Here is a 21,633-nt window from a genome sequence, read left to right as displayed (position 1 = left end):
ACAGGCGCGACGAAACCACCCCGATGTCGGGGAGCACGACGCAGGTGTACCCGTCGCCGCGGTAGCCAAACGAAATCGCGACTGTGTCAGCGATGGCCGGCATGGGTATGCCGGACACATGACTTCACGACCGAACGCTGGCACGCGTCCCGACACCGACTTGGGGAGCCGGCACTGATGGCGCGTGGCGCGACACCCGCCGTCCTGTTCGACGTCGACGGCACCCTGGTGGATTCCAACTATTTGCACGTCCATGCCTGGCAGCGCGCGTTTGACGCCGAAGGCATGAACGTGGCGTCCTGGCAAATTCATCGCCGCATCGGCATGGACGGATCCCGGCTGGTCCGGACGCTCTCCGATGACGCCCCGGCCGACGTGCAGGAGCGGCTCAGTGACAAGCACAGCGAGTACTACCGAGAGATCACGCCGCTGCTGCAACCTTTGCCCGGTGCCCGCAACCTGCTGCACCGGGTCGCCGACCTGGGCTTGCAGGTCGTGCTGGCCAGCTCGGCGCCCGAAGACGAACTCGAGATTTTGCGCAAGGTGCTCGATTGCGACGACGTCATCTCCGAGACGACGTCGTCACGCGACGTCGAAACGGCCAAGCCCGAACCCGGCATCGTGCGGGTGGCGCTGGACCGCGCCGGCGTCGATGCCGAGCATGCCGTGTTCGTTGGGGACGCCGTGTGGGACGCACACGCCGCGGCCGGCGCGCGATTACCGTGTATCGGGCTGCTGAGCGGCGGCATCGCCCGCGCGGAACTGCAGGAGGCGGGCGCCGAACCCGTCTTCGCCGATCCCCGCGACCTGCTCGAGCACCTGGAATCAACCCGGATCGCGGCGCTTGCGCCGGGCCGCTGACCGACGAGCTCGCTCACTCGCCGTGTGTGCGCAGCACCAGCGGCAGCACCCACCAGAAGAAGGTGAACAGCGGCAGCGCACACGCTCCGGCTATGAGGCCCACATTTCGCCCGGCCACCGCGGCGAAAATGATCGTGGTCAGGCCGATCACCGCCAGCCCGAGCAAGCCCAGCCCGGCGAAGGCACACCGGTGTGCGGCCGACACGAGGACCTGAAGCCGGTGACGGCGAAAGAGTATCCGGTGCATGGCGACCGGGGCGATCAGCAAGACGGTCGCACACACCGCACAGGCCACGGTCGCGAGATACACAATGCGCATCGGCGGCCCCAACACGTCGAAGCGTTGCTGGAACGGCAGGGTCAACAGGAATCCGGTCAGCAGCTGCACCCCGGTCTGGACGACCCGCAGCTCCTGCAGCAGGCTGTTCCAATTGCGGTCCAGCCGTTGAACTTCGGTTTCGCCTCGCTCACGGCGATCCCACCGCTGGTCGGATTGCGGGTGGTCGACGTCCATACCCTGATCATCGCACCTGGACCGGATGTGGACACACCGCATCGGACGGTCCGCCTCCGATAATAGTTTTTCGCCAAAGAATATACGCGAGCGAATCGCGGCGGGCGGCTACGTTTGCGGTGAACGCGATTCAATCCTGAAATCGATGCAATGCGGAATCGGACTCGACGCACGCGCGCCAAACATGTTGTCAGGCAAGCGATAGGTACGACGGAGCGAGCGTTCGAAGCGGCCTGCGCCGGCGGGGTGAATCGCTAGCCGTTGAGTTTGCCGTCCCGCACCCCGGTCAACGCGTCGTCGAGCGTCTGGTACAGCAGGAAGGTCTTGTCCAGACCCGTCAGGTGGATCGGCCTGCGGGTAGCCGGGCCACGTGCGACCACGCCGAACCCGGTCTGTCTGCCCAGCTTCTCGTAGGTCGCCGCCAGGATCTTCAGCCCGACCGAACCGAGAAACTCCACCGCGGAGAGATCGATGACCAATGCTGTCGGGGTATCTGCGACGACCGCGCTGATGGCTTGTTCCAGGGCGGGAGCCGTGACCAAATCGATTTCGCCGCTGACACTGACCACGGACACCCCGTCGTGGTCCTCAACCAGCGTGGTAATCGAATCAGGAGCTGACACTGGCAATCCTTTTGTCCTGGGCCGTGGCGTGGTTCAACCCTAGCCTGCGTTATGAACTGCGAGAAGAATATGCCCTCTATACGTGCCCCGCGACAACCCAGGCTAGTCTCGCAAAAGGAAACTGCAGACCGCAGGGCGCGACGTGGCACTCGGGAGGCCAGATGTCAGATTCGCCGTCGGATTTCAACAGTACCGGCACCGCAGCACAAACCGTCGGCATTTCCAGCGAGGGGCTGCTGCCACAGCTAGTTCAGCATCTGCGGCAGAATCGGACCGTTCTGCGCGAGGAGTGGGCCCGCCGTATCACCGAGGCTGAGCTGCTCACCGCGATGACCCCGGAGGAGCTCTTTTCCGAGGCGACGGCCGTCTATGACAACTACGTCGAGGTGCTCGAGACCGGCAGCGTGGAGGCGCTGCAGGCCTACGCGCGTGACCTGTCGGAACGCATCATTCCGCGAGGTGTAGAGACCGACGAGGTGCTGGGGATCGTCTTGCTGCTGCGCGACGTGCTCGCCCGCTCGCTGTTCGAGAAGTACCAGACCGAGTTCGAGATGCTCAACCGCGTCCTCGACGCCTACGAGCCGGCGGCCAACCGCATCGCCAACACCGTGGGCGTGTCTTTCGTGCAGGAACGCGAACGCATCATCCGCCAGCAGCAGGAGGCCATCCGCGAACTGTCGACGCCGGTGCTGCAGGTGCGTGAGCAGCTGCTGATCCTGCCGATCATCGGCGTGCTGGACAGTCAGCGCGCCCGCCAGGTCACCGAACAGCTGCTGCGGGCAATCCGCGCGAACCGCGCCAAGGTGGTGGTCATCGACATCACCGGTGTTCCCACCATCGACTCAACGGTGGCCAACCACCTGGTGCAAACGGTCGACGCCTCGGGGTTGATGGGTGCCAGCGTGATCATCACCGGCCTGTCCTCCGAGATCGCCCTGACGCTGGTGACCATCGGGCTGGACCTGTCGAAGATGAACGCCGTCGGCGACCTGCAGGGCGGTATCGAGGAAGCCGAACGCCTACTGGGCTACGAGGTCACCCGCACGGGCGAGCAGACCGGATAACCACAATCGACACGAGCACCCCATGCCAGTACCGATCCTGAAACAGGGCTCGATCCTCATCGCGTCGGTACAGGCCGCCCTCACCGACTCCGACGCCGAACGCCTGCGCTACGACCTGATGGAACGGGTCAGCCAGTTCCGCGCTCAGGGCATCATCGTCGACGTCACCGCCATCGACGTGATGGATTCCTTCGCCGCCCGGTCGCTGCGGACGATTGCGCACATGACCCGATTGCGCGGCGCGGACACGGTGATCGTCGGATTGCAGCCGGAGGTGGCCTTCGCGATGGTCCAGCTTGGCCTGGCGTTCGACGACATGAACACCGCGCTGGATCTCGAAGAGGGCCTCGCATTGCTGAATCGCCAAGGCGGAGTGGGGAAGTCAACGATCGGGCTCGACGGTGGCGGCTGATATCGTCGTCGCCATCGACAACCCCGACGACATCGTCGAAGCCCGCAAAGCCGGCCACGAACTCGCTCTTGATCTGGGATTCTCCCTCACCGATGTCACGATGATCGCCACGGCGATCTCGGAGATCGCACGGAACATCACCAGCTACGCCGGCCGTGGCGCCGTCCGGGTCGCAATCGAGGACCGGGAAGGGCGCAAGGCACTGGTGGTGCGCGCCGAGGACCAGGGCCCCGGCATCGCCGACATCGAACGGGCGATGGAAGACGGTTACACGACCGGGCGCGGGCTGGGGTTGGGCCTGCCGGGCGCCCGCCGCCTGATGGACCGGTTGGTGGTCGAGTCCACCCTCGGTCGGGGAACCGTCATCGAAATGTGGAAATGGGTCCCTCCTCGTGCATAAAAACGGTCGCTTCGGACCTATCGAGTGGGCAAGGGCGGGGCGGCCTCTGCCCAGCGAGTACACGTCAGGCGACCGGGGTATCGCGGTCGATATCAACGGTGAGGCGGCACTGTTCGGGGTGATAGACGGGCTCGGCCACGGGCCTCCTGCCGCAGAAGCGGCGCTGCGCGCGGTCGATGTGGTCACGCGCGCCAGTTCCGAGCGGGTCGAGGTCTTGATCCAGCTCTGCCACCGTGTGTTGGTCGGCACCCGAGGAGTCGCAATGACGTTGGCGCGGATCGACTTTGCCGACAACACCTTGACTTGGGCCGGCGTCGGTAATGTCACCGCCGACCTGGTGGCCAAGGTACCGACCGGTGTCCAGGTCCGGTCCAGTGCGCGGCTTAGCGGAGGTATCGTCGGTTACCGCATACCGGAAACCACACCGGCACAAGTGGTTTCCATCCGCCCCGGTGATCTTCTCCTGATGAGCACCGACGGCATTGCCGAAGATTACCTGGACCACATCGACTTCTCGGCCACAGCTGTCGCCATCGCGGAAGGGCTCCTCGGCAAGGACGCAAAGGAAACCGACGATGCGATGATGCTGGCGGCACGTCACAGGGGAGTAGCGATTTGAGCGCCGGAAACGACTTTTACGATCAATACGAGGCCGCGTTACGCACCTATCTGAACTCACACGACGAGGCCAGCCTGGCGATCGGCAATGAGCTTGGGCGCAGGGCCCTGCAGGAACAAATCAGCCTGCTCGACATCGTCGAGCAGCACGTCCGGCTGATCTTCGAGATTTCACAAGACGTCCGCGTCGATGCGCCGATCGCACTGGAGTTCCTCCTGCAGCTGCTGGTTCCGCTGGACGTCGCAACGCGCGGCTTCATCGACGGCAACAGACGCTACGCCGAACAGCGGGCCCGCGCCGAGGGGCTGGCCGACCGCGACAAATTCCGTACCGCCCTGGTCAATTCGCTGCAGGAAGGCTTCTTCGTCGCCGATCACGAGGGCTCCGTGGTCGAGATGAACAGTGCATTCATCGAGATCCTCGGATACTCCAATGAGGGCTTGCCGTATAGATGGCCCCACCCCTGGCTGGTCGACACCACGACGGCGGCCGAACAGATAACGCTGGTGTTGGCCCACGGTAGGGCCGACTACGAGACACCCATTCGCCATGCCGACGGCCACCTGGCGTGGGTCAAGGTGAGCATCAACGCGGTCAAGGAAACCGGCAGCGATCCAGTCGTCTATGTCGGAACGATCCGCGACGTCACCGCCGAGCGTGCCTTCGCGGCCCGGGAAACTGCGGTGCTGCGGTTGGCCACCGCCGTGGCGGTGGCCAAGAGTGTGGACGAGTTGCTGTCGATCACACTCGACGAATGCAGCGCGGCAATCGATGTGCAACGGGTGATCGCGGTCTCGTGGCCCAACGGCGACGGCGACCCGACGGTCCAGGTGGCCGGCGAGCCCTCGGCCTCGTCGTGGCGCAAGCTGGATCCGTGGTTGCGTCATACCTTCCAAGATGCGCGTCATCAACTGCCGCTGACAGCGAAAACGATTGAGGCGCCGGGCAATCCCGGCAAGGTCCAGGGACTGGTGGCGGTGCTCTCCGGTACCGGCGACCTGGCGTTGTGGCTGGAGCTGCGCACGCCTCGCTGGGTCACTGGAGAGGATCGGCTGCTGGTCACCGTGCTGATCGGGCACCTGAGTCTGGCCATGCAGCACGTGCGTCAGTTCGAGAGCGCGCGTGAGACGTCCCTGACGTTGCAGCGTGCCATGCTACCGCCGGTCCAGCCGCCCCCGGGGTTCACCGTTCGGTACGAACCCGCGGTGCCGCCGTTGGAGATTGGCGGTGACTGGTATGACGTGCTACCGATCGGTGAGCACCAGATCGGCATCGTCGTCGGAGACTGCGTGGGTCGCGGCCTGCCGGCGGCCGCGATCATGGGGCAGCTACGGAGCTCCGCGCGGGCGCTGCTGATCAACGGCGCCGAGCCCGCGGTGTTGCTTGATCAGCTCGACTCGGCGGCATCGCTCATCCCGAACGCGTACTGCACGACGGTCTTCCTGGCCATTCTGGACACCGAAACCGGGGTGCTGCAGTACAGCAACGCCGGCCACATGCCGGCCGTGCTGGCCGGCCCGGGCGGCGGCACGACGACGTTGTTGACCGACGCCGCATCGGTGCCGCTCGCGGTCCGGAGAAATCAACCGCGCCCGCAAGCCACCCAGGTGCTGCCGCCCGGCTCGACACTGATGCTGTTCACCGACGGGCTCGTCGAACGCAAGCACGAGTCGATCGACGACGGAATCGCCCGTGCAGCAAGCGTTGTAGCGCAGACCATGACAGCGCCGCTGGACGCGGTCGCCGATGTGGTGCTTCGCGAACTGGCGCCGGCTGCGGGGTATGACGACGACGTCGCGATGGTGATCTACCGGCACCAGCAGACACCGCTGCGCATCGAAAGTGGAGCCACCGCAGATCAATTGGTCCTCATCCGGCATCGGCTGGCGGACTGGCTGCACGCCGGTGGCGTAACGGAAGACCAGACCGCCGACATCGTGCTTGTCGTCAACGAGGCGTGCACCAACTGTGTCGAACACGCTTACCGTGGATTCGCCGCCGGGACCATGTTGCTCGACGTCAGTCTTGCCGACGGCGAAGTGCGCACCCGGATCACCGATTACGGATCGTGGAAGACGCCATCCAGCACGCCGGGCAACGGCGGACGCGGCTTACCGCTGATGCAGATGCTCAGCGACTCGATGGAGCTCGACACCACCGCCACCGGCACCACCGCCGACATCACGTTCCGCCTGCCGGCAGAGGCCGTCTGAGGCGGATTGAAGACCCTGCTAGCTGCGGCCGGGCCGTTTGCCCGCCCTGTACAGCGGGTAGACATCGGCGTGACTCACGCATCGACCCTGACCGAACCGGTCCTGCCTGCGGCGCACGGGCCGCTGTCCACAGCCCTACGTTGCGCGCTGGCGGGTCCACCATCGGTCGACCGCCTGGCGCGTATCGGCGCCTCTGTGCGCGATTCCGATCCTTGCGGTCTGGATCTGCAACTGGCGCTGTCCATGTGCTACGAGCTGCACTACCGCGGGCTTGCCGGCGTCGACCCCGCATGGGAGTGGAATCCCACGCTGCTGGGACTGCGCGCCGAACTGGAACGGGTGTTTCTGGCCGGCGTGCGCAGCGACGTCGGACACATCGATCCAGATCAGACGGCGGCGGCCGAGATGGAAACGCTCACGGTCGAACCAGTCGATGGCACCGGCCCGTCGTACTACCTCCGTGACACCGGGACGTGGCAGCAGATGTGCGAATACTTCGTGCACCGCTCCCTGTACCACCTCAAAGAGGGCGATCCCCACGCCTTTGCTATTCCGCGCCTGACAGGTGTGGCCAAAGCGGCGTTTGTGGCAGTCGAATTCGATGAGTACGGCGCCGGACAGGGCTCGCGGCTGCATCAGCAGCTGTTCGCCGATCTGCTCGCGGCGGCCGGTCTGGATGCGACATATTGGGGTTACGTCGACGCCGTGCCGGCCGAAGCCTTGGCGGTGGTCAACCTCATGTCGCTGTTCGGGCTGCACCGCTCGTTGCGCGGCGCCGCGATCGGGCACTTCGCCGCGACGGAGATCACCTCACCGCCGGGATCGCAGCGCATGGTGAAGGCCTTACGGCGTCTGCAGGCACCGGCGGCGTGCATCGAGTTCTACAGCGAGCATGTGGAGGCTGATGCGGTGCACGAACACGTCGTGCGCAACGATGTGGTGGGCGATCTAGTCGCCCAGGACCCGCGACTCGAACACGATGTCATCTTCGGCATCCGTGCCCACGCTGCGGTCGAAGACCGCTTGGCGGAACGGATTACGACGTCGTGGGGGCGGAATCAGACGTCGTTGCGGAGGCCGCTGGAGCAGTCGATCGTGCCGGCGTCTTGAGGCGCCGGCACCGGCGGTGACTGGTGTCGCAGAGCGGGTAGCGGTCGCTACGGCGGCAGGTACAGATCGCCACCATGAACCGGTCGGACTCGACGACCTCGCCATTGGGCATCTCGATCCGCACCGGGCCCGATACCAGCACGGGCCCGTTGGGCACCACCTGCACCCGGGTTGCGGTCATCGCTTTTCCGCGCGAATCACGATCAGCTCCTCTTCCCGGCGTCCGCGCGGTATCAGGCCGACCTCCTCCAGCCACGCCGCCCGAGACGACATCACCGGCCCGAACGGTATCCATTTGGAGGCAACCACATTCGCGTCCATGCCGGCCCACTTGAGCGAATCCAGCGACTGCTGGACACCGGCGAGCGCCGAATGCACCAGCAGCAGGGATCCACCGTCGCGCAAGAGCTTTGGCGCCGACTCGCAGAGCGGGTCGAGGATCATCCGGCCGTCCACCCCGGCGTTCCACGCCCATGAAGGTCCGGCCACCGGGCAGATCTCTTCCGTTTCGGCACCGGGCGGGGTTGGTACATAGGGCGGGTTCGACACAACGACATCGAACGGCGCGTAATCCACCGCGGCGATCCAGGATCCTTCGCGGACGTCGACCTCCACACCGGCAACCGCCGCGTTTTCCCGAGCACAACGCACCGCCTGCGGGCAGATGTCGAAGGCGGTCGCACCGGCGCAGCCCATAGCGGCAGCCGCGATCGCGATGAAACCGCTGCCTGTGCAGAGATCCAGGACCCGTCGCCCCGGGATCAGTCCGGTGTCATGCATCACATCCACCAGCAAACGGGAGTCCTCCTGCGGCTGATACACGTTTGGGACCGTTGTAACAGCGGGCTCGGGATACGTGGTTGTCACTGTTGGCCTTTCGAGAACCGGACAAGGACTGCCGCTGATCACGGCTTGGCGGGATAATGCCCGCAAACAGGCAAATTCAAACGGACCAGGCGAAAAGTCTTCGCGGTTATCCGGTCGTCGCCTGGGCGAATTGCTTGAGGATGGTCGCGCAGAACGCCGAAAGGTCCGATGGCGAGCGGCTGGTAATCAGATTGCCGTCGACGACGACCTCCTCGTCCACGACGTGGGCGCCCGCGTTGCGCAGGTCGGTGCGGATGCTGGGATACGAGGTCAGCGTCCGGCCCACTGCCACACCGGCTTCCACCAGCGTCCAGGGACCATGACAGATAGCCGCCACCGACTTCCCCGACGCGACGAAATCACGGACGAAGGATACGGCGGAGCTGTCCATGCGCAGTTTGTCCGGATTTACGGTACCGCCCGGCAGCACCAGACCGTCGAAATCGTCCACCGAGGCCTCGGATACCTTTCGGTCCACAGCAAAGGTTCCGGCTGGTTCGAGATCGTGGTTACGCGCCTGTATTTCGCCGTCCTTCAGCGACAGCAGCTGGACTTGTGCACCGGCTTCCTGCAGTGCCGCACGTGGCTGTTCGAGCTCCACCTTCTCCACGCCGTCGGCCGCGAGGATCGCTATTTTCTTGCCCTGCAATTTATTTGACATCGTCGCTTTCCTTTGCTGCGATCACCGATTTCCGTCGGATCAAAGAGCTCGTAACTGCGAAGGTCGCGCCCCGTTGCCGGTGGTTCGCAACGCTGTGTAAACGTCGAGTCCGGCGATTCCGGAAAGTAGTGCGGCCGAGATGGTGCCCTGGCGCCGTCGCCCGGGCCCGCGGGCAACGACGCCCGCGATCAGCAGCGTCATGTCCAGGACGTCGCCGGCCACCCGGGTCCACACCAGCTTGGGGGGACCGCCCAGCAGCGCCGCGCCATGGCCGCATTCGCGCACCCCGAGTGCGCGGATGACCCGCCGCGACCGTCGGGTATCGTCCACGCCCGCAATAGCGGCGACCTTCCCCGGCGCAACCAGTTCGCTCACGCCAAGGCCGAAACTGGCTCCGCTGAGCGCCCTTACCAGTGTGGTTGTGGTGTCACCGTTGCCATCGCTCATGGTTTACTCCCCCTGCTTAGCCGGAATGCGCATCACCTGCGGGCCAGCTGTGCGTCAGCAGTTTGAGAGACCAACGCACGCCGGAACGCCGTTCACGTCCCAGCTCCACGACGTCCAGACGCGCGTTGGTTGGCTGCGCACGACTGCGACCCGGATACCCGGGCGAAAGGCGGTCAAACCTGCGATTAGTTTGCTGCGTCGCGCAGGGCCGCAAGCAACGGCTCAGCCGCTTCGGAGAGGAACCTTTCCTGGGTGTCTCCGCCGATCTGCACGAGCGCGATGTCGGTGAACCCGGCTTCCCAGTAGGGCCGGACGCCCTCAACGATGGCATCGAGGTCAGGACCGCACGGGATCGTCTCGGCGACGTCTTCGGGTCGCACGTACTGGGTCGCCCCGGCGAAACCGGCCGGCGTCGGTAGGTCGGCGTTGACCTTCCAGCCGCCGGCAAACCAGCGGAACTGGTCGTGCGCGCGTTTGACGGCGGTGTCACGGTCTGGGTCCCAGGACACAGGTATCTGGCCGACCACCCGACCGCCGCCGGCGAGATTGGCCGCTTGGCGTGCGCCGTGCCAGGCATCGACCAGATCCTTCTTGGGTTCCACTGCGATCAGGTGGTCGGCCAGCTTGGCGAATTTGTCGACCGCCTTTGTGCCCCCAACCGCCACCCCGATGCCCACCGGAACGTCGGGCACGTCCCACAAGCGCGCCGAATCGACCTGGAAATAGTCGCCGGTGAAGTTGACCAATTGCCCGCCGAACAGCTCCCGGATAATTTTGATGGCCTCGCGCAGCATGTCTTGCCGGCGTGTGGCGGCCGGCCAGCCTCTGCCGACGACGTGTTCGTTCAGGTTCTCACCGCTGCCCAGGCCCAGGGTGAACCGGCCGTCGGACAGGATCTGCACGGTGGCCGCCTGCTGGGCGACGATCGCGGGGTGATATCGCATCGTCGGACATGTCACATAGGTGTAGAGGTCGACCCGCTCGGTGGCCTGCGCCACCGCGCCCAGCACCGCCCAGGCGTTAGGAGCATGTCCTTGCGAGGTCAGCCACGGCGAGAAGTGGTCGCTGCACACGTGAAAGTCGAAGCCCCGCTCTTCGGCCGAAACCGCATACCGGACAAGGTCTTTGGGTCCACTCTGCTCGGTCATCAAAGTGTAGCCAAAATTCGTCATGCATGACGGAATACCCGACTGCTCCGAGCGCAAACGGCGCGCCGGTGCTTTCAGCTGGTAATGGAGTCCCCGTTGTTGCCGGTTGTTGCGGCGCAACGTGTTTCGCCCGATGCGCTGGCCGCCGCGCCGTTGCGGCCGGATCGTCTGACCCGCGTGGCTACAACCGCTCTTTGACGGCGGCAGAGAGGCGGGCGCCGTCGGCCTTGCCGGCGGCGATCGCGGTGGCGGCCTTCATCACCATGCCCATCTGTTTCATCCCCGGCCGCTGACCGATTTCCTCGGCGACCTGCGCGATCGCGGTGTCGGCAACGTCGGCCACCTCGGCCTCGGTGAGCGGGGTGGGCAGGTACTCGTCGATGATCCGCCCCTCGGCGTGCTCGTTGGCGGCGAGCTCCCCGCGCCCGTTCTGGGTGTAGATCTCCGCGGCTTCGCTCCGCTTGCGGGATTCCCTGGCCAGCACCTTGATGACATCCTCGTCAGTGAGGTCTTTGGCCTCCTTACCGGAAACTTCCTCGGTTTGGATCGCAGCCAACACCATGCGCAGGGTGGCCGTTCGCAACTTGTCCTGGGCCTTCATCGCCGCGGTCAGGTCGGTCCGGATCCGGGATTTGAGTTCCGCCATGTGTGAGACGCTACGCGCCGGGTGGGCGGTCAACATTGTGAAATGCCCCGGCCGCCGACAGGATGGAGCCCATGACGAACGACGCGCCCGGCTGCGAAGGCCGCGGGGTTCGGTGAGCGCGCCGCCGCCTGGTTATCCGGCTGGTCCGCCACCGGCATACGGCCCACAACCTGAATACGGCCCACCCGCAGCGTATGGCCCGCCCCCGGCTTACGGTCAAACACCGGCATATGGTCCGCCGCCGGCGTATGGCCCGCCGCCTGGCTACCAGCCCCCGCCCGGCTACGGACCACCGCCGGGCTACGGGCCGCCGCCCGGATATGGGCCTGCGTTGGGCTACGGATCGCCGTCCTTCGGCACGCCGCGCTACGGAGCCGTCAAACCAGGGATCATCCCGCTGCGGCCGCTGACGCTGGGCGACATCTTCAATGGCGCGGTCGGCTACGTCCGGGCGAACCCGAAAGCGACGCTCGGCCTGACCGCCATCGTCGTGGTGATCATGCAGATCGTCACCAAGGTCGCGTTCTTCGGACCCCTGGCCGCGGCCGACAGGTTCCCCAGCGATCGACCCGGCGAACTGAGCTCGACGGTCCTGGGTGCCTGGTCCGCATCGCTGGTGGGTGGCATCCTGGTCAGCTGGCTGGGCGGCATGCTCTTGTCCGGGATGCTCACCGTCATCGTCGGGCGGGCGGTGTTCGGGTCACCCATCACCATCGGCGAGACCTGGATCAAGATCCGTGGGCGACTGCTTGCCCTGCTCGGCCTGGCCCTGCTGGAAGCCGTCGTGGTGGCGGCCCTTGCCGGGTTGGTAGCCGTGATCATCGGAGTGTTGGCGGCGATCGGTAGCGCCGCGGCGGCCGTGGTGTTGGGCATCCCGCTGGTGCTGGTCGTCCTCGCGTTGCTGGTCTACCTGTACACGGTTGTGCTGTTTGCCCCGGTGCTGATCGTGCTGGAGCGGCTGCCGGTCATGGACGCGATCACCCGATCGTTCAAGCTGGTTCGCAACGGCTTCTGGCGGGTGCTGGGAATCCGGGTGCTCGCGTTGCTGGTGACGTCCGTCGTGGCCAACGCCGTCGCGGTGCCGTTCAGCATCATCGGCCAGTTTGTCCAAATCAACTCGTCCGCCACGGCGTTCGTGGTCAGCACGGCGGTTCTCTCGGTGGGGGCGGCGATTGGCGAGATCATCACGGCGCCGTTCAACGCGGGCGTCATCGTCCTGCTGTACACCGACCGCCGGATGCGCGCCGAGGCATTCGACCTGGTGCTGCAAAGCGGAGCCGCCCAGGGGCCCTACCCGGCCGCGTCCACCGACAACCTCTGGCTGACACGGCCCCTGTAAGGGCCGAGCGAGGACTAGTTGAGGATGCCTTCCATCGACATCGACCGCGATGCCGCACATCGCGCCGCGCAGGACGAGCTCAACAAACCGATCTATTCGAAGGGTTCCCCCGGGGAACACTTTATCAACTGGATTTACAATGTGATTTACCGCCTGTTGCAGAAGATCTCCTCGGTTCCGGGTGGATGGCTCACCGCGACAGTGCTTTTCATCCTGCTCGCCGTCGCAGTGATCGTTGGCATACACATTCTGCGGCGCACCATGCGTACCCGCCGCGGCGGTGACCACTTACTGTTCGAAGCCGCCCAACTGACCGCCGCCCAGCATCGCGCGACCGCCGAAAACTTCGCGGCCGAGGGCGATTGGGCTGCGGCGATTCGTCACCGGCTGCGCGCCGTCGCCCGCCAGCTCGAAGAAACCGGTGTGCTGACACCGGCCCCCGGCCGGACGGCCAACGAGCTGGCCCGCGATGCCGGCGCCGCGTTGCCGCACCTGGGCGGCGAATTAAGGCAAGCGGCAATGGGTTTCAACGATGTCACCTACGGCGAACAACCCGGAACCCAGGCCGCCTACCAGATGATCGCCGACCTGGACGACCATTTGCGGTCCCGCTGGCAGGGCGGTCCGCTACAGCCCGGCCAACTCGCCGCAACCGAGTCATGGGCGCAGGTGCGGTGATGGCGACGATCACCGGCGCCGGTCCCGAAGCCACGCCGCGGCGCTGGCGCTCCTGGCGTTGGGTGCTCGTCACGCTGCTGGTGCTCGCCGTCATCGCGGGCGTCGACGCGTATCTGAACTCGCCGCGCCCCGGCGCCCGCATGGACGCGGCGTCTACCAGCTCCGACGGTGCGCACGCGCTGGTGGAGTTGCTGCGCCGCGCCGGAGTCGACGTCGTCGTGGCCAACAACATCGCCGACGTCGAACATGCGGCACGCCCGGACGCGCTGATCCTGGTGGCCGAGAGCCAATACCTCACCGACACGCTCCTAGACCGGCTGGACAACGTCCATTCGGACCTGCTGCTGGTGGAACCGACGGCACGGACCCGCGAGGCGCTGCTGCCCGGCGTGCGTGTCGCGCACGTCAACGGTTTTGACCTCGACCCGAATTGCACACTGCGCGAGGCTGTTCGCTCCGGTCCGGTCCGGCTCGGGGCGAGCAACACCTACGAGTCCGAAGACGGCCGCGCGATGACCCAGTGCTATGACGGCGCGTTGATCCGCTTCCGCGACGACGGACGCACCATCACAGCCGTCGGCAGCACCGACTTCATGACCAACGGCGGCCTGCTGCAAGCGGGTAACGCCGCGCTGGCGATGAACCTCGCGGGCGACCGGCCCCGGCTCATCTGGTATGCACCCCACCACGTCGAGGGTGAATCCTCGCCCAAGACAACGCTTTTACAGCTGGTTCCGCCCAAAGTGCTCTGGCTCGTCGGGCAACTGGCCTTGGTGGTGCTGCTGGTCGCCGTGTGGAAGGGCCGCCGGCCCGGACCGCTGGTGGCCGAGGAGTTACCGGTGGTAGTGCGCGCGTCGGAGACCGTCGAGGGCCGCGGCCGGCTGTACCGGTCCCGACGGGCACGCGATCGCGCGGCCGCCGCATTGCGCGCCGCCACCCTGGCACGGCTGCTGCCGCGGCTCGGCCTGGGTGCGGGCGCTTCGCCGACGGCGGTCGTGACCACCGCGGCCGGGCGCATCGGATTCGATCCGGCCTTCGTCTCCTACCATCTGTTCGGTCCACCCCCGACGACCGACAACGACCTGTTACAACTTGCCCGTGCGCTCGACGAAATCGAAAGGCAGGTCGCACACCCGTGACACAACCCACTACCGCCCAATCCCCCACCGCTGAATCGGCGCGCGAGGCGCTGCTGGCGTTGCGCGGCGAGCTGGCCAAGGCTGTCGTCGGACAGGAGGGCGTGGTCAGCGGCCTGGTGATCGCGCTGCTATGCCGCGGCCACGTGCTGTTGGAAGGCGTTCCGGGAGTGGCGAAGACGCTACTGGTCCGGGCGCTGTCCGCGGCGCTGCGGTTGGAGTTCAAGCGGGTGCAGTTCACCCCCGATCTGATGCCTGGCGACGTGACGGGCTCGCTGGTGTACGACGCGCGCACCGCCGCCTTCGTATTCCGGCCCGGTCCGGTGTTCACCAACCTGCTGCTGGCCGACGAGATCAACCGGACCCCGCCCAAGACCCAGGCCGCGCTGCTCGAGGCGATGGAAGAGCGTCAGGTCAGCGTCGACGGCGAACCGCAGCCGCTGCCCGACCCCTTCATCGTGGCCGCGACCCAGAACCCGGTCGAATACGAGGGCACCTACCAGTTGCCCGAAGCCCAGCTGGACCGCTTTTTGCTCAAACTGAATGTGACGCTCCCGCCCCGGGACGCCGAGATCGCCATCCTGCACCGGCATGCACACGGCTTCGACCCGCGCGATCTGTCGGCGATCAAGCCGGTGGCCGGGCCCGCCGACCTGGCGGCCGGTCGCGACGCCGTGCGAAACGTGCTGGTTGCCGACGAGGTGCTGGGCTACATCGTCGACATCGTCGGGGCCACCCGCTCCTCACCCGCGCTGCAACTCGGTGTGTCCCCCCGCGGCGCGACCGCCCTGCTGGCCACGGCGCGCTCCTGGTCCTGGCTGTCCGGGCGCAACTACGTCACTCCCGACGACGTGAAGGCCATGGCCCGCCCCACACTGCGGCACCGGGTGATGTTGCGGCCCGAGGCCGAACTCGAGGGGGCCACACCCGACGGCGTGCTCGACGGGATTCTGGCGTCGGTTCCGGTGCCCCGCTAGTGATCCTGACCGGACGCGCCGGGCTGGTCGCACTGATCTGCGTCCTGCCTATCGCGCTGTCTCATTGGCCGGCAACGACTTTCGTGGTCCTGCTGATAGCGCTGGCAATCGTGGTGGTCCTCGACATCGTACTGGCGGCCAGCACCGCCAAATTGCGCTACGCGCGGTCCCCGGATCGCTCGGCCCGGCTCGGGCAGCAGGTGGAGTGCGGGCTGTCGATCCACAACGACGGCCCGCGCCGATTCCGCGGCCAGATCCGCGACGCCTGGCCGCCCAGCGCCCAGGCGCAGCCGCGCATTCATCCCATCGACATCCCCGCCGGGCAAGACCAGCACGTCCAGACCCACCTACACCCGGTTCGCCGCGGCGACCAGCGAGCGATGGTGGTGACCGCCCGATCGATCGGCCCGCTGGGGCTGGCGGGACGGCAGGGTTCGCGACCGGTGCCGGGGCAGCTGCGGGTGCTGCCCCCGTTCCTGGCCCGCAAGCACCTGCCGTCGCGGCTCGCCAGGCTACGGGAGATCGACGGCCTGCTGCCCACGCTGGTACGCGGTCAGGGAACCGAATTCGACTCGCTGCGAGAGTATGTCGTCGGCGACGACGTGCGCTCGATCGACTGGCGCGCCACCGCGCGTCGCGCCGATGTGGTGGTGCGCACCTGGCGGCCCGAACGCGACCGGCGGGTGGTGATCGTGCTCGACACGGGCCGCACGGCTGCGGGGCGGGTCGGCGTCGATCCGACCGCGTCCGATCCCGCGGGCTGGCCGCGGCTGGATTGGTCGATGGACGCGGCACTGCTGTTGGCGGCGCTGGCGTCGCGGGCCGGGGACCATGTCGACTTCCTCGCCCACGACCGGGTGAGCCGGGCCGGCGTGTTCGGCGCCTCGCGCACCGAACTGCTGGCCCAGCTGGTTGACGCGATGGCGCCCCTGCAACCGGCTTTGGTCGAATCCGACTGGCGGGCAATGGTTTCCGCAATCGCATTGCGCGCCCGAAGGCGGTCCCTGGTGGTGCTGTTGACCGACCTCAATGCGGCCGCACTCGAAGAGGGGCTGTTGCCCGTGTTGCCGCAGCTGTCGGCCAAACATCACCTGCTGCTGGCCGCGGTCTCCGACCCGCGCGTCGACCAGATGGCCGCGGGGCGTTCGGATGCCGCGGCGGTGTACGACGCGGCGGCCGCCGAACGCTCCCGCAATGACCGCGGCGCGATCGCCACGCGGCTGCGTCGCAGCGGGGTGGAAGTCGTCGCCGCCCCGCCCGCCGAACTGGCACCCGCCCTTGCCGATCACTATCTGGCGATGAAGGCGACCGGGCGTCTGTAGAAGGTCGATCACGCGCGCCGATACCGGAGCAGGAAACCAGATTCGATCGGCAAGCTTTTAGCGTCGGCGCTATCACGCTTTACAACGCGATGCCGGCCACCGGGGGGCTGCCCGTCAACGACGGCCGCTCAGAGAGTCGGAACGAAGTCCGGCGACTCTTCCATATCACCGCTTTCGCCGGCCTTCACACCGCGGCGGCCGAAGTAGACGATGTAGGACAAGAAACCCACCTCGGCGATGACGCCGATGCCTACCCGCACGAAGGTCGGCAGCGGGGACGGCGTCACCAGCGCTTCGATCAACCCCGAGGCCAAGAGCACCGCAACCAGACCCACGGCGACCGAGACGACGGCACGGCCCTGTTCGGCGAGCACCTGGGCGCGGGGCCGGTCCCCAGGCGAGATCACCGACCATCCCAGCCGCATTCCCGTTGCGCCCGAGAGGAATACCGCCGTGAGTTCCAATAACCCGTGCGGGGCAAGCAGACCCAGCAGCAGGCCGCCCTTCCCGGCCGGAAACATCAGGCCGGCAGTGATGCCCAGGTTGGCGGCATTCTCCAACAGCACCAGGGGGATCGGCAACCCCAGCACCACCGACATTGCGATGCATTGAGCGGACACCCACGAGTTGTTCACCCAGATCTTCAGCGCGAACGCCGCGGCGGGATGTTCGCTGTAGTACGACTCGACGTCGTGGTTGATCAATTGCTGGATGTCAGTGGGTGTTCCGATCAAGGACTGCACGTCCGGGCTGCCGGCGACCCACAGCGCGACGATCACGACCACGGCAAAGAACGCCGCCGCCGTGCCCAGCCACCACCGCCAGGTGCGGTAAGCAACGACCGGGAAAGACACCGTCCAGAACCTAATGACCGCACTGCTCAGTGGCGCATGGGCACCGGTCACCGCGGAACGGGCCCGCGCGACCAGGCTCGAGAGCCGACCGATCAACACGGAATCCGACGAAGTCGAGCGCAGCATCGACAGGTGGGTGGAGACCCGCTGGTAGAGATCGACGAGTTCGTCGATCTCCGCACCCGACAGTGACCGGCGCCGCCCTATCAAATTGTCGAGGCGGTCCCAGGTAGGGCGATGGGCCAGCACGAATGCATCGACATCCACCCTCGGCAGCCTAATCGCACCGCCGGCGTAGCAAAGCGCGGCCAGGCCACACGCACCCAACCTGTACCGTTCGAAGTTATGTCGGAGGTGGTGACCGGGGACGCTGTGGTGCTCGATGTGCAGATCGCCCAGCTGCCGGTGCGGACGTTGAGCGCGCTGATCGATATCGCGGTCATGGTCGTCTGTTATCTGCTCGGCCTGATGTTATGGGCTGCCACCCTGACTCAATTCGATACCGCACTGTCTCAAGCGATCCTGCTGATCTTTACGGTGCTGGTGATTGTGGGCTATCCCTTGATTCTCGAAACAGCAACGCGGGGACGCTCGGTGGGCAAGATCGCGATGGGCCTGCGTGTCGTGTCCGACGACGGCGGCCCAGAACGCTTCCGTCAGGCGTTGTTTCGCGCCCTGGCGGCGTTGGTGGAGATCTGGATGCTGTTCGGGAGCCCCGCCGTCATCTGCAGCATCCTGTCCCCCAAGGCCAAACGGATCGGCGATATCTTCGCCGGCACGGTGGTGGTCAACGAACGCGGACCTCGACTCGGGCCCCCGCCGATGATGCCGCCCTCACTGGCGTGGTGGGCATCGTCGCTGCAGCTCTCGGGGCTGTCCGGCGGTCAGGTCGAGGTTGCGCGTCAATTTCTTGCCAGGGCAACACAGCTCGACCGTCAGCTGCGCCTGCAGATGGCCTACCGGATCGCCGGCGACGTGGTGGCCCGCATCGCACCACCGCCGCCGCCCGGCGCTCCGCCTGAACTGGTACTCGCCGCGGTCCTCGCCGAGCGGCACCGCCGCGAACTCGCCCGGCTGCGGCCGGTCATGCCCGCGCCGGGGCAGCCGCCGATGGGGCCGGCGCCGTGGCCACCGCCCCGCGCTGCATACCAGGGCACCCGGGCCTGGCCCAGCCCGCCGCCAGGTGCGGTACCGCAACCGCCACCACAAGCCATGGGATGGCCGGGACCGCAACCCGGTCGATCCGGCCCGGGAGACAGCGATACGCCGGACGGTTTCTCACTGCCGCATTAGCCGGCCACACTCGCCGCCATGAGTGCGACGTCGGCAACCAACAGCGCCCATCCGCACAGCGGAACCGCGATACCGCCGCGGCGTTTGGCGGTGAAAAACGAGATGATGATGACCACGACGGCGACCGCGGGCGCGCCGTAGAACGCGACGCCGAAGTTTATCCCGCCGTGGCCCAGGTTGGGACAGCTGCGATCGCTGCAGCCGTCGGTGCTCATTATGGCGCCGAGCGCAAAGAGCATCACGATTGCGGCGGCGGGCACCGTCGCCAGCGCCAGTCCCCAGTTGATCCACGGCCGGGTGTTGCGGCGCCGAACACCATCGGGTCGCCCGACTGCGGTCGCGCCGCCGCTACCGCTATCGACCGTCAGGTTGTTGTCAGCATCCATCTCGGTAGTTCCTACCCGTCGCCTGTCCCATGCAAACCGCGCCGCCGGACGGATCGCCGGCCGATACGGCTCAGATTTCCCAGGTCAGGCGCCGTCGACAGAATTTTACCGACATTTTCCGTTGCATCGCGTTCGATTCCGATATATCGTGATGTTTCGTAGCGCACGACCGGTGCGCTACCCACAAACGTAAGGACAGAAAATGAGCAACCCATTCACTCCCCCCGACGGACCTTTCGCCGGCCGGCCTGGTTTCGGCTTCGGCCCCGGCCCGGTTGACCGGCGCGCCCTGCACGAGGCACGGCGCCAGGCCCGACGGGACTTCCGCGAGCATCTGCGCGATCATGCCGGCGGCCACGACGGCCCGCTCGGCTTCGGACCCGGGTTCGGGCCGGGGTTCGGTCCCGGCTTCGGCTTCGGCCCCGGTGGCCGGCGCGGCGGATGGCGCCGCGGCGGCCCGGGTCGCGGCAAGCGCGGCGACGTGCGAGCGGCCATCCTGAAGCTGCTTGTTGAGCGGCCGATGCACGGGTACGAGATGATCCAGCAGATCGCCGAACGCAGCAACGGACTCTGGAAGCCGAGCCCCGGTTCGGTGTACCCGACGCTGCAGCTGCTCGACGACGAAGGCCTGATCACCGCGAGCGAAACCGAAGGCAGCAAGAAGCTTTTCGAGCTGACCGAACAGGGCCGCGCCGCGGCCGAAAAGATCGAGACCGCGCCGTGGGACGAGATCACCGAAGGCGCCGACCCCGGTCACATGAATCTGCGGGCGGCCATTGGTCAATTGTTCGGCGCGGTCGGGCAGTCGGCCCACACCGCTTCCGCCGAACAGCAGCAGCGCATCGTCGACATCCTCAACAATGCGCGACGGGAAATCTACGGCATTCTCGGCGAAGACTGAGTGCCTTCGGCGGGCCCTGGATGAGGTGACGTCACGTGACCCACTAGGTTACGGAGACCCAATCCAGGGTCCGCTGCACGGCTTTTCGCCAGCCCGCGTATCCCGCGGCGCGCTGCTCGTCGTTCCAGGCCGGCGCCCACCGCTTACCCTCTTGCCAGTTGGCACGCAGGTCCGCCGGATCGGCCCAGAACCCCACCGCCAGACCGGCGGCGTAGGCGGCGCCGAGCGCGGTCGTCTCCGCGACCACCGGCCGGATCACGTCCACCCCCAGTACGTCAGCCTGAATCTGCATGCACAGATCGTTGCCGGTGATGCCGCCGTCGACCTTCAAGACCTCAAGGCGCACACCGGAATCCGCCGCCATGGCATCCACCACGTCGCGACTCTGGTAGCAGATCGCCTCCAGCGTTGCGCGCGCCAGATGTGCGTTCGTGTTGAACCGCGACAGCCCGACGATCGCGCCGCGCGCATCGGATCGCCAGTAGGGCGCAAACAATCCGGAAAACGCGGGGACGAAATAGACTCCACCGTTGTCGTCGACCTGGCGTGCCAGCGATTCGCTTTGCGCGGCACCGCTGATGATGCCCAGCTGATCGCGCAGCCACTGCACGGCCGCACCGGTCACCGCGATCGAACCCTCGAGCGCGTACACAGGTTTGGCATCACCGAACTGATAGCAGACGGTGGTCAACAACCCGTTGTCGGACCGCACGATCGCCTCACCGGTGTTGAGCAGCAGGAAATTCCCGGTGCCGTAGGTGTTTTTGGCTTGCCCCTCGGACAGACACACCTGGCCCACCATCGCCGCGTGCTGATCACCAAGCATCCCGGTGATCGATACCTCGCCACCGGCCGGTCCCGCCTCCGAGGTCACGCCGTAGGGCTGCGGCGACGATGACGGACCGATCGTCGGCAGCATCGCACGAGGAATGGAGAAGAGCCTCAGCAGCTCGTCGTCCCAGTCCAGGGTCTCCAGGTTCATCAGCATGGTCCGGCTCGCGTTGGTCACATCGGTGGCGTGTACGCCGCCCCGAGGCCCGCCGGTCAGGTTCCACAACACCCAGGTGTCGGGGGTGCCGAACAACGCGTCGCCGCTTTCGGCGGCCTGACGCACACCGTCGACGTTCTCCAGAATCCATTGCAGCTTGGCGCCGGAGAAGTA

The 21,633-nt window shown here is 66.5% G+C and carries 25 protein-coding genes; 14 read left to right on the top strand and 11 right to left on the bottom strand.

Annotated elements, in window-relative coordinates:
* Nucleotides 1-177: 177 nt before the first annotated feature.
* Nucleotides 178-861: an HAD family hydrolase gene (locus VFW69_RS10950; protein ID WP_526501057.1), complete on the top strand. Its 684-nt coding sequence runs from the start codon at nt 178-180 to the stop codon at nt 859-861.
* Between the two features lie 13 nt (nt 862-874).
* Here VFW69_RS10950 and VFW69_RS10945 read toward each other — a convergent pair whose 3' ends face one another.
* Both VFW69_RS10945 and VFW69_RS10940 read right to left on the bottom strand, forming a co-directional pair.
* Entirely contained in the window at nt 875-1,375 is a 501-nt protein-coding gene (locus VFW69_RS10945; protein ID WP_526501055.1) for a DUF6328 family protein, read from the bottom strand.
* A 254-nt stretch (nt 1,376-1,629) separates the two neighbouring features.
* Nucleotides 1,630-1,998, bottom strand: coding sequence for an STAS domain-containing protein (locus tag VFW69_RS10940; protein ID WP_526501053.1), 369 nt, complete (start codon nt 1,996-1,998; stop codon nt 1,630-1,632).
* Nucleotides 1,999-2,159: 161 nt separating this feature from the next.
* Between VFW69_RS10940 and VFW69_RS10935 the strand changes: the two genes are divergently transcribed.
* The 6 genes from VFW69_RS10935 (at nt 2,160) to VFW69_RS10910 (ending at nt 7,816) form a co-directional block, all read left to right on the top strand.
* The gene (locus VFW69_RS10935; RefSeq protein ID WP_065054536.1) at nt 2,160-3,062 is read left to right on the top strand and encodes an STAS domain-containing protein; all 903 of its coding nucleotides are present in this window, start codon (nt 2,160-2,162) and stop codon (nt 3,060-3,062) included.
* Nucleotides 3,063-3,084: 22 nt separating this feature from the next.
* Nucleotides 3,085-3,474 (top strand): STAS domain-containing protein, encoded by a 390-nt coding sequence (locus tag VFW69_RS10930; protein ID WP_112634042.1) that lies wholly within the window; start codon nt 3,085-3,087, stop codon nt 3,472-3,474.
* On the top strand, nt 3,464-3,874 hold the full coding sequence (locus tag VFW69_RS10925; RefSeq protein WP_526501049.1) for an ATP-binding protein: 411 nt from the start codon (nt 3,464-3,466) through the stop codon (nt 3,872-3,874). Before VFW69_RS10930 ends, VFW69_RS10925 begins: the two co-directional genes overlap by 11 nt.
* Nucleotides 3,867-4,493, top strand: coding sequence for a SpoIIE family protein phosphatase (locus tag VFW69_RS10920; RefSeq protein ID WP_526501047.1), 627 nt, complete (start codon nt 3,867-3,869; stop codon nt 4,491-4,493). The genes VFW69_RS10925 and VFW69_RS10920 overlap by 8 nt, the downstream gene beginning before the upstream one ends.
* On the top strand, nt 4,490-6,706 hold the full coding sequence (locus VFW69_RS10915; protein ID WP_526501045.1) for a SpoIIE family protein phosphatase: 2,217 nt from the start codon (nt 4,490-4,492) through the stop codon (nt 6,704-6,706). Before VFW69_RS10920 ends, VFW69_RS10915 begins: the two co-directional genes overlap by 4 nt.
* A 69-nt stretch (nt 6,707-6,775) precedes the next feature.
* Nucleotides 6,776-7,816: an iron-containing redox enzyme family protein gene (locus VFW69_RS10910; RefSeq protein WP_526501043.1), complete on the top strand. Its 1,041-nt coding sequence runs from the start codon at nt 6,776-6,778 to the stop codon at nt 7,814-7,816.
* Here the strand turns inward: VFW69_RS10910 and VFW69_RS10905 are convergent.
* From VFW69_RS10905 to VFW69_RS10880, 6 genes are all read right to left on the bottom strand, one after another.
* Nucleotides 7,743-7,997 (bottom strand): CDGSH iron-sulfur domain-containing protein, encoded by a 255-nt coding sequence (locus tag VFW69_RS10905; RefSeq protein WP_526501041.1) that lies wholly within the window; start codon nt 7,995-7,997, stop codon nt 7,743-7,745. The two genes, VFW69_RS10910 and VFW69_RS10905, sit on opposite strands and share 74 nt — an antisense overlap.
* The gene (locus VFW69_RS10900; RefSeq protein ID WP_526501039.1) at nt 7,994-8,683 is read right to left on the bottom strand and encodes a HemK2/MTQ2 family protein methyltransferase; all 690 of its coding nucleotides are present in this window, start codon (nt 8,681-8,683) and stop codon (nt 7,994-7,996) included. The genes VFW69_RS10905 and VFW69_RS10900 overlap by 4 nt, the downstream gene beginning before the upstream one ends.
* 106 nt (nt 8,684-8,789) lie before the next feature.
* A complete protein-coding gene (locus VFW69_RS10895) occupies nt 8,790-9,344 on the bottom strand; it encodes a type 1 glutamine amidotransferase domain-containing protein (RefSeq protein WP_526501037.1) in 555 nt (184 codons plus the stop codon).
* A gap of 39 nt (nt 9,345-9,383) precedes the next feature.
* Nucleotides 9,384-9,791, bottom strand: coding sequence for a malate dehydrogenase (locus tag VFW69_RS10890; protein ID WP_526501035.1), 408 nt, complete (start codon nt 9,789-9,791; stop codon nt 9,384-9,386).
* A 185-nt stretch (nt 9,792-9,976) separates the two neighbouring features.
* Entirely contained in the window at nt 9,977-10,963 is a 987-nt protein-coding gene (locus VFW69_RS10885; RefSeq protein ID WP_526501033.1) for an LLM class F420-dependent oxidoreductase, read from the bottom strand.
* 157 nt (nt 10,964-11,120) lie between these two features.
* Nucleotides 11,121-11,585: a GatB/YqeY domain-containing protein gene (locus tag VFW69_RS10880; RefSeq protein WP_526501031.1), complete on the bottom strand. Its 465-nt coding sequence runs from the start codon at nt 11,583-11,585 to the stop codon at nt 11,121-11,123.
* On the opposite strand from VFW69_RS10880, the gene VFW69_RS10875 reads away from it, so the two are divergent.
* Genes VFW69_RS10875 through VFW69_RS10855 form a run of 5 tightly spaced genes read left to right on the top strand, consistent with a single transcriptional unit; the run spans nt 11,584 to nt 17,037 of the window.
* The gene (locus tag VFW69_RS10875; protein WP_526501029.1) at nt 11,584-12,924 is read left to right on the top strand and encodes a DUF7847 domain-containing protein; all 1,341 of its coding nucleotides are present in this window, start codon (nt 11,584-11,586) and stop codon (nt 12,922-12,924) included. The two genes, VFW69_RS10880 and VFW69_RS10875, sit on opposite strands and share 2 nt — an antisense overlap.
* A gap of 24 nt (nt 12,925-12,948) precedes the next feature.
* Nucleotides 12,949-13,602 carry a DUF4129 domain-containing protein gene (locus VFW69_RS10870; protein WP_526501027.1) on the top strand — a complete coding sequence of 218 codons (654 nt, stop codon included), beginning with the start codon at nt 12,949-12,951 and terminating at the stop codon, nt 13,600-13,602.
* A complete protein-coding gene (locus VFW69_RS10865; RefSeq protein ID WP_526501025.1) occupies nt 13,602-14,741 on the top strand; it encodes a DUF4350 domain-containing protein in 1,140 nt (379 codons plus the stop codon). Before VFW69_RS10870 ends, VFW69_RS10865 begins: the two co-directional genes overlap by 1 nt.
* Nucleotides 14,738-15,715, top strand: a complete 978-nt coding sequence (locus VFW69_RS10860) for an AAA family ATPase (RefSeq protein ID WP_526501023.1) — start codon at nt 14,738-14,740, stop codon at nt 15,713-15,715. Before VFW69_RS10865 ends, VFW69_RS10860 begins: the two co-directional genes overlap by 4 nt.
* Nucleotides 15,715-17,037 carry a DUF58 domain-containing protein gene (locus tag VFW69_RS10855; RefSeq protein WP_526501021.1) on the top strand — a complete coding sequence of 441 codons (1,323 nt, stop codon included), beginning with the start codon at nt 15,715-15,717 and terminating at the stop codon, nt 17,035-17,037. The genes VFW69_RS10860 and VFW69_RS10855 overlap by 1 nt, the downstream gene beginning before the upstream one ends.
* A gap of 128 nt (nt 17,038-17,165) precedes the next feature.
* Here VFW69_RS10855 and VFW69_RS10850 read toward each other — a convergent pair whose 3' ends face one another.
* Nucleotides 17,166-18,158 carry a stage II sporulation protein M gene (locus VFW69_RS10850; protein WP_526501019.1) on the bottom strand — a complete coding sequence of 331 codons (993 nt, stop codon included), beginning with the start codon at nt 18,156-18,158 and terminating at the stop codon, nt 17,166-17,168.
* A 78-nt stretch (nt 18,159-18,236) separates the two neighbouring features.
* On the opposite strand from VFW69_RS10850, the gene VFW69_RS10845 reads away from it, so the two are divergent.
* Entirely contained in the window at nt 18,237-19,184 is a 948-nt protein-coding gene (locus VFW69_RS10845) for an RDD family protein (protein ID WP_526501017.1), read from the top strand.
* Here VFW69_RS10845 and VFW69_RS10840 read toward each other — a convergent pair.
* The gene (locus tag VFW69_RS10840) at nt 19,181-19,570 is read right to left on the bottom strand and encodes a hypothetical protein (RefSeq protein ID WP_526501015.1); all 390 of its coding nucleotides are present in this window, start codon (nt 19,568-19,570) and stop codon (nt 19,181-19,183) included. The two genes, VFW69_RS10845 and VFW69_RS10840, sit on opposite strands and share 4 nt — an antisense overlap.
* Before the next feature lie 202 nt (nt 19,571-19,772).
* Between VFW69_RS10840 and VFW69_RS10835 the strand changes: the two genes are divergently transcribed.
* Nucleotides 19,773-20,471: a PadR family transcriptional regulator gene (locus tag VFW69_RS10835; RefSeq protein ID WP_526501013.1), complete on the top strand. Its 699-nt coding sequence runs from the start codon at nt 19,773-19,775 to the stop codon at nt 20,469-20,471.
* 43 nt (nt 20,472-20,514) lie between these two features.
* On the opposite strand, the gene VFW69_RS10830 is transcribed toward VFW69_RS10835, so the two are convergent.
* On the bottom strand, nt 20,515-21,633 hold a 1,119-nt coding region (locus VFW69_RS10830), incomplete at its 5' end, for an FGGY family carbohydrate kinase (RefSeq protein ID WP_526501011.1).

The organism is Mycobacterium sp. (assembly GCF_036273375.1).
Lineage (GTDB): Bacteria > Actinomycetota > Actinomycetes > Mycobacteriales > Mycobacteriaceae > Mycobacterium.
The sequence above is the reverse complement of the archived record's forward strand: the minus strand, read 5'-3'. Positions and strand labels throughout refer to the sequence as shown.